Origin of the sequence: Planotetraspora phitsanulokensis (assembly GCF_016863295.1) — a bacterium.
Taxonomy (GTDB): Bacteria; Actinomycetota; Actinomycetes; order Streptosporangiales; family Streptosporangiaceae; genus Planotetraspora; species Planotetraspora phitsanulokensis.
This window is the reverse complement of record NZ_BOOP01000009.1, coordinates 403105-417743: the sequence shown is the minus strand read 5'-3', so window position 1 is coordinate 417743 and position 14639 is coordinate 403105. Positions and strand designations below refer to the sequence as shown.

The window sequence follows — 14639 nt, the reverse complement described above, 5'->3', positions numbered from 1 at the left end:
TTCGGCCGATCCGCCCGGCTCACCTGATCCGCCTGATCCGCCTGATCCAGCTGACCCGGCGGACCCGGCGGACCCGGCGGACCCGGTGTACTCGGTGGACTCGGTGGACGGGTTCGGGCCGGCCGATGCGTCCGTCTGCGGCCCGGCTTCGGTGCGTTCCTGGTCACGTGAGCCAGACTGCGGTGCGTCGTGCCGTGTTGAGTCATGCCGTGTTGAGTCGGGCCGTGTTGAGTCGGGCCGTGCGGTATCTGACTGCGCTGAGACGTCCGGTGGAGAGTCTGGCGATGAGGGATCTGGCCACGGATCGGCCAGGGGTGGCGAGCTCAATGCCGAACTGCCGTCTGACGACCAGGATCGAGCGCGTGACGTCATCTGAGCCCACCACTGTGGGCCGCAGGGCAGTTCCTCGGCTGTCTCATCGGTTGACGAGAAGGAGTGACGTCTCCCGTGAGAGTCGGCCACGATGGCACCCCTTCCGCTCATCCGTATCGAACGCGTGTCTGAATAATCTCACGCTGGGTAATCGTTCCGCCACAAATATCGAACGGAAGTTCTAAGCCTGAAGCGAACGCGCAGGTCTGTGACTGACCGCTATCAGGGCCTGACCTGGCGATTGGAGGGTGATCGCCGACCTCGAAGTCGGCGCGCGGGGGACGCCGAAGTGCGGGGATCCCCGGCCGCTGCGGCATCGAGCCTGGAGGCCGGGGATCCGGTCAATTCATCGCACTACGTACTAATCCACCACGTGTCAGTCGCATCAGATACGAGCGCGATTGGGAGCGGCGTGTACGAGGCGCATGTACGAGGCGCATGTACGAGGCGCATGTACGAGGCGCGTTAGGTTGCGAGCGGCATCTGCGAGCCGCACCGGGTACCAAGACGCAAGCACGAGGTGCATCAGGTGCCAAGACGCAAGTGCCGGCCGCATAGTCCGAACATGCCATGCTTCGATCAGGCGCCGGGGAACCGGCCGACCCAGTAACGCGTGCGGTCAAGGTAGGAGGTCTCGGACGCGGCGCCAGTCGTGCCGTACGCGCCTTGGAACGTCTCGTAGCCGAAGCCCGCAGGCGGGTTCGAGCTGGCGGGCTCGATCACCGAGCCCTCGTGCCACTCGTTGAACGAGGTGACCGAGACCCACGACGGCGACGTGGCGATGGCGTTGCTCCACTCCGTGTCGTACGTCGAACCGTTGGCCCGGCCGAGGGTCGGAGTGGTGTTGCCCGGGTTGGCCCGGTCGTCGATGTAGCCGGGAGCCACGGAAGGCGCCCACACGAGCCCGTTGGCCTTGCAGTACGCGGCGGCGTTCTGCCAGCCGGGGGCGGTCGCCCCGGCGATGCCGTCGTAGGTGTACATGCCGCCGAAGTGCGCGACCTTCGAGGTGTCGGTGGTCTGCGCGAGCACGATGTTGGACGCCCTGACCTGGTCGAGCGCGGTCCAGTCGGCGATCCTGAGGCTTTCGAACACATAGAAGGCCGGCCGGTTGCCGTGCCGGGCGTCGCGGTAGAACGCGGGACTGGAGCCGTACCTGGCGTTGATGTAGTTGATGTCGGCGACCGTCGAGGCGGCGGTGCGGCCCGTGTAGGGCTCGAGGTGCCAGGCGACCTTGACGCCGTTCTGGGCGGCGACGTTCAGCACACCCGCGGCCAACTGGTCCTCATACGACCCCTGGCCCCACCAGCTGTAGACGATGACGCCCGCGCCGGACTGCTTGACCCAGGCCATCTGCTGGCTCACCACGCGTGTGAGGTCGCCGGAGTCGTAGGCGCCCAGCTTGGGATAGAGGTTCGCACCGATGTCGGCGGGCGGGTTGTGGCCGCCCTGCTGCCAGTGGCGGTAGCCGCCGTTGACGGCGGGGCTGCCGTACCAGGGGTAGTAGAACAGGTGCACGTTCGGCGAGAGCGCCGAGGGTTGCTGCGGTCCCGAGTAGTACGCGTTGAACTCGGCGATCGACCACCACCAACTGGTGCTGCCGGTCTGCACGACTCTGATGTAGCGGGCGGAACGCGCCGTGAAGGACACGCTGACGAGCGGAGCGGTCCCGGCGCCCGAGGCCACCGCGGAACCCCAGTTGGCGCCGTCGGACGACAGGAAGACCTGGTAGCCGCGGGCGTAGTCGGTGGTGCTGCCGGCCGAGTCCATGGTGATCTGGTCGATGGTCTGCGACGCGTGCATGTCGATCGTGACCGACTGGCCGCTCGTCATCGGCACTCCGGTCGACCATCGGGTCGAGGGGTTGCCGTCGAGCATCCTCGCGGGGACGTCGCCGCCGCCGGTGGCCGACGCGGTGGCCGTCCATCCGGTGCGCGGCAGGGCCGCGGCCAGCGCGGCCGACGGTACGGCGATGAGCGCGGCGGCGACGAGCGACACGGCCGTCAGCACGCCGAGGAGACACCTTCTCAAGAGAGGCTCCGTTCGGGGTGGGGGGTCACAGGCCCGCCGTTCCGGGCTTGCCGGAGGACGGGACGGCGGGCATCGCCGAGTGCCGCGCCGTACGGGAGCGGGCCTTGCCGACGAGGGCGTCTCCCGGTGGGACTCGGCGCGCGAGGTCAGGTGCCGTGAACCTGGCGCGCCGGTAGCGAGGTGGTCGCCGATCGATCACACCGCGCAGCACGACTGTAGTTCTGACCGTTCCGCAAGTCCATAAGTAAACAGGACATGTGCGGCATGGTCGTCGCCGCCGCCGGTGCCGCGGGCCCTGTCTGACGCGTCCTTCAGCCCTTGTCCACACCCTCGTTGGCTCCGCGTACGAAGTAACGCTGGAACACGACGAAGATGACCGCCACGGGAACGGTGGCCATCAGGGCCGCGCCGAGTTTGAGCGGATACTGCGTGCCCTTGCCGAGCGACCCGCTGACCAGGTCGGCGAGCCCGCGCGGCAGGGTGAACAGCTCAGGGCTCTGCACCGCCACCAAGGTGTGCGGGAACTCGTTCCACGTGCCCTGGAAGGAGATGATCGTCAAGGTGATCAGGGCGGGGCGGGCCATCGGCAGGACGACCGACCAGAACGTGCGGAAGACCCCGGCGCCGTCGATGCGCGCGGCCTCCTCCACGCTCGCCGGGATCGACTCGAAGAACTGCTTCATGATGAACACGCCGGCGGCGTCCACGATCACCGGCAGGATCAGCGCGGTGTAACTGTCGTAGAGCCCGAGCTGGTTCAGCACGAGGAACTTCGGGATGAACAGCACCACACCCGGGACGGCCATCACCGCGATGACCGCGGAGAACAGCGCCCGCCTTCCGCGGAAGCGCAGCCGGGCGAGCGCGTATCCCGCCATGGAGTCGAGCAGGACCCTGCCGAGCGTGACGACGACGGTGACCAGCAGCGAGTTGCCGAGCCAGAGCGGCAGGTCGGTGTTGAGGAAGGCCTTCTCGTACCCGGTCGTGGAGAACGGGTCGGGGAACGGCGACAGCGGGTGGGCCGCCGCGTCCGGCTCGGTCTTGAAGGAGTTGCCGATCTGGATGACGAACGGATAGAGGAAGACGAGCGCGAAGAAGATCAGGATGCAGTAGCCGGTGAAGGCGGACACCAGCGAACGCGCCGCCGCCGACCCGCCTGCCGGGCCCTTCCTCGCGTGCGCACCCCTGCCCCCGCCCGGGCCCGCACTCCTGCCCGCGCCGGCACCCGCGCCCGCACCGGCACCTGCGCCCGTGCCGGCACCTGCACCCGCGCCCGGGCCCGCACCGGCTCCGGCCGTCGTGCCTGTCGCCATCTCAGGACCTCCTCGAGCGGGCCGACGCGCGTGTCGACGCGCCCGTCGGCGTGGAAGCCGACGCGTCGGCGGATGTGCGGCCCTGGCCTCGGTCCTGCCCTCGTGCCGGCCCTCGGCCCGGCCCTCGTGCCGGCCTGGGGGCGTGGCGCCGGGGCCGCGAGCCGCCGTTCCGTTCCCGCATGATCCACCGCTGGACGAGCGTCATCAGCACGATGATCGAGAAGAGCACGAACGAGATCGCCGTGCCCGAGCCGTACTCGAAGCTGCGGAAGGCGGTCTGGTACGAGAGGAACGCCGGGGTGAGCGTGGTCTTCGACGGGTTGCCCTGGCTCATCACGTAGATCTGGTCGAACACCTGCCAGGTCGAGATCAGCCCGAGCGTGAGCACGAGGAAGAGCGTCGGCTTGAGCATCGGCAGGGTCACATACCGGAAGCGCTGCCAGCGGCCGGCGCCGTCGAGCATGCTCGCCTCCTCCAGCGTCACCGGGATGTCCTGCAGCGCCGCCAGGAACATCAACATGAACGTGCCGGACGTGGTCCACACGACGAGCATGATGATCGTGGTCATGGCCACGCTGGGACCCGACAGCCACTCCCACCAGGACAGTCCGAACGGCCCGCCGCTGGTGAGGGAGGCGGGTGGAGCCGACGGGTCGACGAGGCCGACGGCGCCGAGCAGCAGGTGCAGCGTGCCCCGGGAGTCGGAGAACCAGTCCGGGCCGTCGATTCCGAACGCTCCGAGCAGGCTGGTCACCGCGCCCGAGTTGGCGAAGATGAACAGGAACACGACGCTGATCGCCACCGAACTGGTGACCGACGGGAAAAAGAACGCGGCGCGGAAGAACGTCTTGCCCTTCAGCATCCTGCTGTTCACGATCACGGCCAGGCCGAGGGCCAGCGCCGTCTGCGCCGGCACGACGATCGCCACGTAGTAGATGTTGTTGCGGATGCTCGTCATGAAGTCCTGGCGGGCCAGGCCGTCCTCGGTGAACAGCCGGGTGTAGTTGCCGGCTCCGACGAAGGGCACCCCGCTGCGGAACGGGCTGCCCTGGCCGTTCCAGTCGGTGAAGCTCACCCACAGCGCCATCAGGATCGGCAGCAGCATGAACAGGCCGAGGATGATCACGACGGGTGCGACGAACAGCCAGCCCGCGAGGTTCTCCCGCATGGCGGTGGAGCCGCGGAACCGGCCGCGGCGTGCGGGGATCGTGGTGCCGGCCACTCCCGCCTCCTTCCGGTCGGTACGGCCCGGCCCCGCCGTGAGGCGGGAGCCGGGACGTCCAGGATGTGCTCAGGTCGAGGGAAGGGTCAGCCGAGGGCGGCCTGGGTGTTCTTCTGCACGCGCTCCAGCAGAGCCTTGGGCTCCGTCGAGGACAGCTGCTGGATGCCGCTGTCGAAGTCGGCCAGGACGCTGTCCATCTTGGGCGCGTTGACCGGGCCCTGGGCGTAGTCGACGCCGTTCACGAACGGCGCGTCGTTCGGGAACTCCTTGACGTAGGCGTCCTTGGCCGACTGGCGGGACGGCATGACGCCGAACGCCTTGGCGAAGGCCATCTGCTGGTCGGCCGTGGTCATGGCCTCGACGAAGCTGATCGCCTGCTGCTTGTACTTGCTCTTGGCCGAGATGCCCCAGCAGTTGGTGAACGACAGCGTGCCCTTGCCCTTGGGGCCGGCCGGCAGTTCGTGCACCGTGTACTTCACGTCGGGGAAGTCGGCCTGGAGCGCGCCCTTGATCCAGTTGCCCTCGATGGTCATCGCGGCCTTGCCCTTGCCGAAGGCCTCTCCGCCCCAACCGGCGTCGAGCGCCTTGGGGTATGCGGCCAGCTTGTCCTTCAGCAGCGACTGGACGTAGTCGAGCGCGGCGAGGTTCTGCGGGCTGTCGGCGGTGGCCTGCTTGCCGTCCGGGCTGGTGAGCCAGCCGCCCGCCTCGACCATGAACGCGCCGACCCGGTCCCGGGTGTCCCCGATCGTGATCGGCGTGACGTCCACGGCCTTGAGCTTCTTGGCGACCGCGGTCAGCTGGTCCCAGGTGGTCGGCACGTCGGCGTCGGTGAGCTTGGCCTTGGCCCACAGGTCCTGGTTGATGACCAGCGCGAGGGTCGAGAAGTCCTTCGGCGTGCAGTAGAACGTGCCGTCGCGGGTGAAGGCCGTGCGCAGGCTCGGATAGAAGTCGTCCGGGTTGGAGATCTTGTCGCCGTACGGCTCCAGCGCCCCGACGCTCGCGTAGTCGGCGAAGCGCGAGGCGTCCACATAGAAGACGTCCGGCGGGCTGTCTCCGGCGAAGGCCTGGCCGAGCTGCTGGGCGAGGTCCTGTGCGGGGGTGACCGTCGCGGAGGCGCCGTTCGCCGAGGCCCATTTCGCCGCGGCGTCCTTGACCGCGGCGGTCTCGGCGTCGCCGGAGGAGCCGATGAGGATCTGCAGCTGGGCGGGACCGCTGCTCTGCTGGGCCGGCTGACCGCCCTTGTCGTCGAACCCGCTTCCGCAGGCCGCGGACGTGAGGACGACCGCGCATGCGGCGGCGCCGAGCGCCGCGTTCCTGATGTTCCTGTTCGTGGAGACTCTGCTGCGCTTCATCGCACTTTCCTGATCTTTCTCGGGAGGTGGGGACGGTTGCTGATGAATCACGCCGATCACGCCGACTGCCGGACGACCAGTGAGGGCTCGAGCAGCACGTGCGCCGGGGACGCGGCCGACGCGCGTGCGGTCTCCGTCCCTTCCAGGATGCGCGCGAGCAAGGTGACGCAGCTCGCCGCGGCCTCCTTGAGCGGCTGGCTGAGGCTGGTCAGCCCCACCGCCCTCGCCACGGGCGTGTCGTCGAAGCCGATCACCGCGATGGGCAGTTCGGGCCGGGTGTCCTCTCGCCAGGCGAGTCCGGGGGAGCGCGCGGCGTGCAGCGCCCCCACCGCGAGCGAGTCGCTCACGCAGACGAGTGCGGTGACTCCGGGGTCGGAGTCGATGAGGTCACGGGCCGCCGCCTCGCCGTCGGCGACCGCGTCGCTCGTCGCCCGGCTCAGCCCTGTCGGGTCCACACCGGCCTCGGCGAGCGTGCGGGCCCAGCCCTCACGACGGTCGTCGCCGACGCCGGAGCCCGCGGGCCAGCCGAGGAAGCCGATGCGGGCGTGCCCCGCGTCCAGCAGGTGCCGGGTGGCCACCGCGGTGCCCGCGGATCCGTCGACGTCGACCCAGGGGTGACGTGCTGCGGCCTCCTCTCCCCAGGGACGGCCGAACGTGACGAACGGCACGCCCTTGTCCAGCAGCCACGAGGCCCGCGGGTCCCGGTGGTGGGTGCCGGTCAGGACGAAGCCGTCGGGTTCGTACGCCCCGAGCAGGTCCTCGAAGGTGGCCACCTCCGAGCGGTCGTCGTCGGCCGTGTAGAGGAGGATCCGGTAACCCGACCGGGCCGCGGCGTCGGTGAGGCCGTGCAGGAACCGGTCGAGGACCGACCCGTTGATGCCGTCGCGGTCGGGGTCGATCCGGATGGCGATCAGTTGCGAGCGGCCGGTCCGCATCTGGCGGGCGGCCCGGTTCACGCGGTAGCCGAGCTCGCCGACCACGTCGAGCACCCGCTGCCTGGTCTCCTCGCGGACGACCTCAGGCGTGTTCAGCACGTTGGACACCGTCTGGCGCGACACCCCCGCCACCCGAGCGACGTCGGCGATCGTCACCTTGTCGGCCATAACGTGCCTTTCCATGGGTTTGAACGTTCAAGACGAAGTAAGGCATGATTGGATCGTTCAAGTAAAGGAAGTGTTTCGCAATGTGCACCTCCGGCGCGATTCTGTCAAGGCCAGACCTTGGTGGAATCCGGGCCGGCGACTCGACCAGGGGGCTCCTCCGTTGTTCGCTCTCCCCGCTCATCGCGGCACTCATCACGGCAGTCATGACGGCACTCATCACGGCACCCAAGACGGCACCGGTGACGGCACTGTCGGCGGTCCGGCCGCATGACCACCTCTGAGCTCGCCCAGGGAGCCGCACCCGAGTCGGCCGACGACGTCATCGCCCCGCCGTACCGGCTCCAGCCGCTGCTCCACGACCTCGTCAGCACCGTCATGGCGCCCACCAGCGCGCTGAGCGGGCCCGACGGGCAGATCCGCGCCGCCGGAGTGCAGGGCCTGTTCCACGCGGACAGCCGCGCCCTGTCGCAGGTGAGCCTTCTGATCGACGGCGTTGAGCCCGAGGCCGTCTCGTACGCGCCCGCGGGCCCGGGCCGCACCCGCTTCGTTTCGCTGGCCCGCCACCTCGGCGACCGCCACCCCGATCCGACCGTGCGGCTGGACCGCGTCCGGGAGGTCGGCCCGTCGGGCATGACCGAGACCGTGGAGATCGCCTCCACGGCGTCGGCCGACGTGAGCGCCACCGTGACCATGGAGCTGGGCTGTGACTTCGCCCCCATCGAGGTGGTCAAGTCCGGCGGCGTCGCGGAGCCGTCCGCGGCCGTGGCCGCGGGGCCGGGGGAGCTGAGCTGGCGGTCGGGCGCGATCCGCGTCGTGGTGACGGGGGAGGGCGCCGAGGCGGATCCCGGCGATCCTGCGGATCACGACGGCACGGCGGACGGCGCGGCACGGCTGCGCTGGCACGTGACGCTGGCCCCGCGCACCCGGGTGACGCTCCGCTGGTCCGTGGCGATCGACGACCCCGCCGCGGTCGTGGTCGCCCCCGCCGGACGCGCCGAGTGGAGCGCGCCGCAGGTCGTCGCGGACGATCGGCGCCTGACGCGGCTGCTCCACCAGTCGCTGGACGACCTGCGGTCGTTGCGGCTGACGGAGGCGGGAGCGCCCGGCGACGTGTTCCTCGGCGCGGGCGTGCCCTGGTTTCTGACGCTCTTCGGCCGGGACAGCCTCTGGGCGGCCCGGATGATGCTCCCGCTCGGCACCCGCCTCGCCGGGGGCACGCTCCGCGTGCTGGCCCGGCGCCAGGGCGTGCGGCTCGACCCGGGATCGGGCGAGGCCCCCGGCAAGATCATGCACGAGCTCCGGCGGCACGAGTTCGCCGTCGAGGGCAACAACCTGAGGCTGCCCGCCGCCTACTACGGCACCATCGACGCGACCCCGTTGTGGATCAGCCTCCTGCACGACGCCTGGCGCTGGGGCCTGCCCGACCGCGAGGTCGCGGCGCTGCTCCCGAACCTGGAGGCCGCGCTGGGATGGCTCGGCGATCACGCCGACCCCGACGGCGACGGGTTCGTCGAATACATCGACGGCAGCGAGCGCGGCCTGGCCAACCAGGGTTGGAAGGACTCCGGCGACGCCGTCCGCTTCCACGACGGCACCCGCGCCGAGCCGCCGATCGCCCTGGCCGAGGTGCAGGGGTACGCCTACGAGGCCGCCCGGCACGCTGCCGCGCTGCTGGAGGCCTTCGGCAGGCCGGGGGCGTCGCGCTGGCGCGACCACGCGGCCGCCATGGCCGAGCGGTTCCGGGCCCGGTTCTGGGTGGAGGGCCCGCAGGGGCGGTTCCCCGCGCTCGCGCTCGACGGGGACAAGCGGCCGGTCGACTCGCTCACCAGCAACATCGGCCACCTGCTCGGCACGGGGATCCTGTCGGCCGCGGAGGAGGCCGAGGTCGCCGGCCTGCTGGCCTCGCCCGCGATGGCCGAGGGGTTCGGGCTGCGCACGATGTCGTCGGGAGACGGCGGGTTCAGTCCGTTGTCCTACCACTGCGGCTCGATCTGGCCGCACGACACGGCCATCGTCATCGCCGGGCTGGCCCGGGCAGGCCACGGGGCCCAGGCCGCCTCGCTGGCCGAAGGGCTGCTGGCGGCGGGCGAATCCTTCGGATACCGGTTGCCCGAGCTCTACGCGGGCGACGCCCGGGAGGTGGTGGGCCGCCCCGTGCCGTACCCCGCCGCCTGCCGGCCGCAGGCCTGGTCGGCCGCGGCGGCGGTCACGATCGCGCACGCGGCGCTCGGCCTCTACCCCGACGTCCCCGAGGGACGGGTGACGCTGAGGCCGCTCGCCGGCGCGCCGTTCGGAGCGGTGTCCGTCCAGGGACTCCAGGTGGCGGGAGCCGAGGTCCGCGTCAGCGTCGGCGCCGACGGGCGCGCCGACATCACCGGCCTGCCCTCGGGCATGTCCGTCGTCGGGGAGGTCTGAGCGCCCGTAGGGTGCTCGACATGACGATCATCGAGCGGCTCGGGGCCGAGAAATACGTGTCCGTCGCGACCTTCCGCCGTAACGGGACGGCCGTCGCCACGCCCATCTGGGTGGTGCGCGACGGCGACGCCCTGGCGGTCTGGACGGGCACGCGCACGGGCAAGGTCAAGCGCGTCCGCAACAACCCGGAGGTGACGGTGACGGGGTGCGACGTCCGGGGGAGGGTGCACGGAGAGCCGATGGCCGGGCGGGCCGAGGTGATGTCCGCCGAGGACACCGAGCGGGTGCGCGGCCTGCTCGTCAGGAAATACGGCCTGCTCGGCTGGCTGACGGTCACAGGGAGCAAGATCCGCCGGGGCCGCGAGGGGACCGTCGGTCTCCGGATCACCATGACGGAGGGTTGACGCCCGGCGCGCTTGTCCGACCCGGTATCCGGTGAGAACGTCAGGAGGCGGCATTTCCTGAAGGGAATCCTGACATGACCGAACTGAGGCAGTTGCCATTCGACCGCGGCGACGCGCTGGACATCTCGCCGGACTTCGGCGAACTGCGCGCGGAGCGGCCCGTCACCAAGGTCCGCACCAGGACGGGCGACGAGGCCTGGCTGATCACGGGGTACGACGAGATCCGGCAGGTCTTCGCCGATGATCGTTTCGTCCGGTCGCACCCCACGCCGGAGTCGGCTCCCCGCCTGTCCAAGAGCGTTCTGCTCGGCGGCCCCAACGGCGACTACGCGGGTGAGGCCGCCGCCCACCAGGGCATGCGCCGGCTGCTCGCTCCGGCCTTCTCCGCCCGGCGCATGCGGAGCCTGTCCGACCGGATCACCATGCTCGTCGGCGACCTTCTGGACCGGATGGCAGAGAAGGGCCCCCCGGTCGACCTGCACGAGGAGTTCTCCGTCCCGCTGCCCATCCAGGTGATCTGCGAACTGCTCGGCGTGCCCTACGAGGACCACGACCTGTTCCGTTCGCTGGCCGACGCGATGTCCGATCTGGAGGACGCCGAGAGCGCGGCAGCGGCCCAGGCAGAGATGCGGGCGTACTCGTACTCCATCGTCCAGGCCAAGCGCGAGAACCCCGCGGAGGACGTCTACTCCGACCTCGCCGCCTCGGACCTGCCCGAGGACGAGATCGCCCGGATGGCCGGGGGCCTGCTGTTCGCCGGCCACGAGACGACGGTCAACCAGATCGACTACGGCGTGCTGCTGTTCCTGCGCAACCCCGCCCAGCGCGACGCGCTGCTGCGCGACCCCTCCCTGGTCCCGGCCGCGGTCGAGGAGATCATGCGGGTGGCCGCGCCCAGCGAGCACGGCATCCTCCGGTACGCCCGGGAGGACGCGGAGGTCGGCGGCGTCACGATCCGCGCGGGCGACGCGCTGATGCTCGCGACCGTCGCGGCCAACCGGGACGAGCGGGCCTTCCCCGAGCCCGAGCGGTTCGACATCACCCGCGACGGCACCGAGCCGCACGTCGGATTCGGTTACGCCATCCACTACTGCCTGGGCGCGAGTCTCGCCCGCGTGGAGCTGGAGGCCGTGTTCGGCTCGCTCTTCCAGCGCTTCCCCACCCTGCGCCTGGCGGTGCCGTACGAGCGGCTGACGCCCCGGGCCGACCGGATCACGGGAGGGTTCGTCGAGGTGCCGGTGGCCTGGTGACCCCCCGTCCAGCCAATGATCGAATATTTGTTTGAATGTTGTGCGTAGACTGGGCGCATGACGGACGCGTTCCAGGGATCTCTGCTCGGCTGGTCCGAGGAGACCGGCCTCGGTCTCCTCGGACCGTCGGTCCGGCGCACGGTCCTCGACCACGGGGCGTGGGTGGACGTCAGGCCCGGCTGGGTGGCCGGGGCCGACGCCCTGTTCGAGCGGCTCCTCGAGGGCGTGCCCTGGCGCGCGGAGCGCAGGCACATGTACGACCGCGTGGTCGACGTCCCACGGCTGCTGAAGTTCTACGGCGAGGGGGAGCCCCTTCCCGACCCGGTGCTTGAGGAGGCGAGGGTCGCCCTAGACGCCCACTACGGCGAGGAACTGGGCGAGCCCTTCCGCACCGCGGGCCTGTGCCTGTACCGCGACGGCCGCGACAGCGTGGCCTGGCACGGAGACACCATCGGGCGCGGGAGCTCCGAGGACACGATGGTGGCCATCGTCTCGGTGGGCACCCCCCGCGCCCTGCTGCTCCGCCCGCGCGGCGGCGGCCCCACGCTGCGCCACGAGGTGGGCCACGGCGACCTCCTGGTGATGGGCGGCAGTTGCCAGCGCACGTGGGAGCACGCCGTCCCCAAGACCGCCCGTCCCACCGGGCCGCGGATCAGTATCCAGTTCCGCCCTCGCGGCGTTCGCTGACCCTCGTCCCCTTCTGGGATTCATGCCTTCGATGCCCGCTTTCCGGTCCGCCGTGTCGTCGCGCGGGGCCATCTGGAATCGTTGTGCTGCCGTGGTCCCCTTGTCCGATTCCGGGACCGCCGCATTGACGACCAGTCGCATGAAGACAGAGAGAAGGCCTCGGATGTCCCCGTTGACCTACGCCGCCGCGTCCGGCCGCTACGACACGATGACCTACCGGCGGAGCGGCCGCAGCGGCGTCCTGCTGCCCGAGGTCTCCCTCGGGTTGTGGCACAACTTCGGCGACACCGCGAACCTGGACGTTCAGCGTGCCGTCCTGCGCCGTGCGTTCGATCTCGGGATCACGCATTTCGACCTCGCCAACAACTACGGCCCGCCGGCCGGGTCGGCGGAGGAGAACTTCGGGCGGGTCCTGCATGCCGACCTGCTGCCCTACCGGGACGAGCTGTTCATCTCGACCAAGGCCGGCTATGACATGTGGGCCGGGCCGTACGGGGAGTGGGGGTCGCGCAAGTACATGCTCGCCAGCCTCGACCAGTCCCTGAAGCGCATGGGCCTCGACTACGTGGACGTCTTCTACTCCCACCGCCCGGACCCCTCGACCCCGATCGAGGAGACGATGGGGGCGCTCGACCGCGCGGTCCGCTCCGGCAAGGCGCTGTACGCGGGCATCTCGAACTACTCCGCCGAGCAGACCGCCCGGGCGGCGGCCGTCCTGCGGGAGCTCGGCACGCCGCTGCTGATCCACCAGCCGGCCTACTCGATGCTGGACCGGTGGACGGAGGCGGACGGTCTCCTCGACACGCTGGAGACGGCGGGCGCGGGGTGCATCGCCTACTCGCCGCTGGCTCAGGGCCTGCTGACCGGCCGGTATCTCGACGGGAACGTCCCCGAGGGCTCCCGGATGGCCCTCGGCCGCTTCCTCACGCGTGACCGGCTCACGCCCGCGCTGCTGGATTCGCTCCGCGGCCTGAACAAGATCGCCGAGGCGCGCGGCCAGACGCTCGCCCAGCTGGCGCTTTCCTGGGTCCTGCGTGACCCCCGGATGACGTCCGTGCTCATCGGGGCGAGCAGCGTCGCGCAGCTGGAGCAGAACGTCGCCGCGGTGGGGGCGCCGCCTCTGTCCGCCGAGGAGCTCGCCGAGATCGAGGGCCTCATCTAGGCCGTCGCCGTCGCCGGCTCGGAGGTCGTCTCCGGGCCGGCGGCTTCCGGGGACGCCCGCGTCAGTGGTCGTCCCAGTGGCCTTCGTGGGCGGCGTGGCGGTGGCCGTCGTGGACGTAGTCCTTGTGGTCGCCGTGCTGCACGGCCTCGTGGCCGCAGCCCTCACCGTGCTGGTGGTCGTGCTGGTGTTCGACATGCTTGGACGGTTCGCACTCGTCCCAGTGCCCGTTGTGGGACCGGTGCAGATGGCCGTCGTGGGCGAAGTCGGTGTGGTCTCCGTGCTTGACGGCGGTGTGGCCGCACCCCGAGGAATGCTCGTGGGTATGCCCGGAATGCTCTAGATGTCCCGTGGATTTCATGGCGGGGGACGTACCCCACAGATCGGGGGTGTCGCGCCCCGATCCCTAACCTTTGAACAGGCAAGACATCCGGAAAACCCGGGACGCCCCGCCTGGCGGACGCCCCCTAGTCGACCTCGGCGCTGCCGTTCACGCGGAGCTTGCGCCGGGCCCGCTCGTAGAAGTTCGTCGTGCCGAGCCGTACGACCTGGGCGGCCCCGCGCAGGGCGGACACGGTGAGCCGGTCGCCGGGGGAGAGGTACCCGCCGATGGTGCCGTCGACCTCCATGGCCAACTGCCCGCTGGTGGGCAGCACGTCGAGGGTGACCTCCTCGTCGGCCGACAGCACCACGGCGCGGTTGAAAGCCGTGTGCGCGGCGGCGGGCACGACGAGGAAGCCCTCGACGTTGGGGGACACGATCGGGCCGCCGGCGGAGAAGCTGTACGCGGTGGACCCCGTCGACGTGGCCACGATCAACGCGTCGGCCGCGTAACGGACGAACGGGTGCCCGTAGACCGACACCGCCACGGCGGACAGGCCGTCGCCCGGGATCCGCACCAGGGCGATGTCGTTGAACGCCGTGATCACCCGGCCGTCGGGGGCCTTCGCCTGTACGGCCATGCGGGGCTCGACCGTGTACTCGTGGTTGTCGATCGAGGACAGCGCGGGGGACAGGTCCTCGACGTCGATCTCCGCGAGGAACCCCAGCCGGCCGAGGTTCACGCCCAGGATGGGCGTCGGGTGCCCCTCGATCAGCCGCATCGTGCGGAGCATGGTGCCGTCCCCGCCGAGGCTGACGAGGAGATCGGCCCGCTTCACCAGCGTTGTGCCGTCGACCGCGATCGCGCTGCAGTCGATGCGGCCGACCTCGTCGGGCAGGCCGAGCACCGTGACGTCGCGCCCCCGCGCCCACTCGACGATCGTGTCGATGGCCTCCTTGGAGTCGCGCTGCGGATGCAGAACCAGACCGACGGTGCTGACCAAGCCCATGCC

Annotated in this window: 13 protein-coding genes; 5 read left to right on the top strand and 8 right to left on the bottom strand. The window is 70.5% G+C overall.

The genetic code is table 11. The features are described 5' to 3' along the window. Positions 1-951: 951 nt before the first annotated feature. The 6 genes from Pph01_RS13835 to Pph01_RS13810 form a co-directional block, all read right to left on the bottom strand. Complete coding sequence (locus Pph01_RS13835; protein ID WP_204073452.1) at positions 952-2400, bottom strand: discoidin domain-containing protein; 1449 nt, start codon at positions 2398-2400, stop codon at positions 952-954. Positions 2401-2425: 25 nt separating this feature from the next. Then, positions 2426-2611, bottom strand: coding sequence for a hypothetical protein (locus Pph01_RS13830; protein WP_204073451.1), 186 nt, complete (start codon positions 2609-2611; stop codon positions 2426-2428). 100 nt (positions 2612-2711) lie between these two features. After that, a complete protein-coding gene (locus Pph01_RS13825) occupies positions 2712-3713 on the bottom strand; it encodes a carbohydrate ABC transporter permease (RefSeq protein ID WP_204073450.1) in 1002 nt (333 codons plus the stop codon). 1 nt (position 3714) lies between these two features. Beyond that, the gene (locus Pph01_RS13820) at positions 3715-4935 is read right to left on the bottom strand and encodes a carbohydrate ABC transporter permease (RefSeq protein ID WP_239116672.1); all 1221 of its coding nucleotides are present in this window, start codon (positions 4933-4935) and stop codon (positions 3715-3717) included. Positions 4936-5021: 86 nt separating this feature from the next. After that, positions 5022-6287, bottom strand: a complete 1266-nt coding sequence (locus Pph01_RS13815) for a sugar ABC transporter substrate-binding protein (protein ID WP_204073449.1) — start codon at positions 6285-6287, stop codon at positions 5022-5024. 56 nt (positions 6288-6343) lie between these two features. Next, complete coding sequence (locus Pph01_RS13810; RefSeq protein WP_204073448.1) at positions 6344-7405, bottom strand: LacI family DNA-binding transcriptional regulator; 1062 nt, start codon at positions 7403-7405, stop codon at positions 6344-6346. A 252-nt stretch (positions 7406-7657) separates the two neighbouring features. Between Pph01_RS13810 and Pph01_RS13805 the strand changes: the two genes are divergently transcribed. The 5 genes from Pph01_RS13805 (at position 7658) to mgrA (ending at position 13308) form a co-directional block, all read left to right on the top strand. After that, positions 7658-9805, top strand: a complete 2148-nt coding sequence (locus Pph01_RS13805) for an amylo-alpha-1,6-glucosidase (protein WP_204073447.1) — start codon at positions 7658-7660, stop codon at positions 9803-9805. A 20-nt stretch (positions 9806-9825) separates the two neighbouring features. After that, a complete protein-coding gene (locus tag Pph01_RS13800; RefSeq protein WP_204073446.1) occupies positions 9826-10209 on the top strand; it encodes a PPOX class F420-dependent oxidoreductase in 384 nt (127 codons plus the stop codon). Between the two features lie 74 nt (positions 10210-10283). Then, on the top strand, positions 10284-11459 hold the full coding sequence (locus Pph01_RS13795; RefSeq protein WP_204073445.1) for a cytochrome P450: 1176 nt from the start codon (positions 10284-10286) through the stop codon (positions 11457-11459). Between the two features lie 57 nt (positions 11460-11516). Continuing rightward, positions 11517-12146, top strand: a complete 630-nt coding sequence (locus tag Pph01_RS13790; protein ID WP_204073444.1) for an alpha-ketoglutarate-dependent dioxygenase AlkB — start codon at positions 11517-11519, stop codon at positions 12144-12146. 163 nt (positions 12147-12309) lie between these two features. Continuing rightward, on the top strand, positions 12310-13308 hold the full coding sequence (gene mgrA / locus Pph01_RS13785) for an L-glyceraldehyde 3-phosphate reductase (protein WP_204073443.1): 999 nt from the start codon (positions 12310-12312) through the stop codon (positions 13306-13308). Positions 13309-13369: 61 nt separating this feature from the next. On the opposite strand, the gene Pph01_RS13780 is transcribed toward mgrA, so the two are convergent. Next, entirely contained in the window at positions 13370-13666 is a 297-nt protein-coding gene (locus Pph01_RS13780) for a threonine dehydratase (RefSeq protein ID WP_204073442.1), read from the bottom strand. A 106-nt stretch (positions 13667-13772) separates the two neighbouring features. Beyond that, a complete protein-coding gene (locus tag Pph01_RS13775) occupies positions 13773-14636 on the bottom strand; it encodes an NAD(+)/NADH kinase (protein WP_204073441.1) in 864 nt (287 codons plus the stop codon). Positions 14637-14639: the final 3 nt, after the last annotated feature.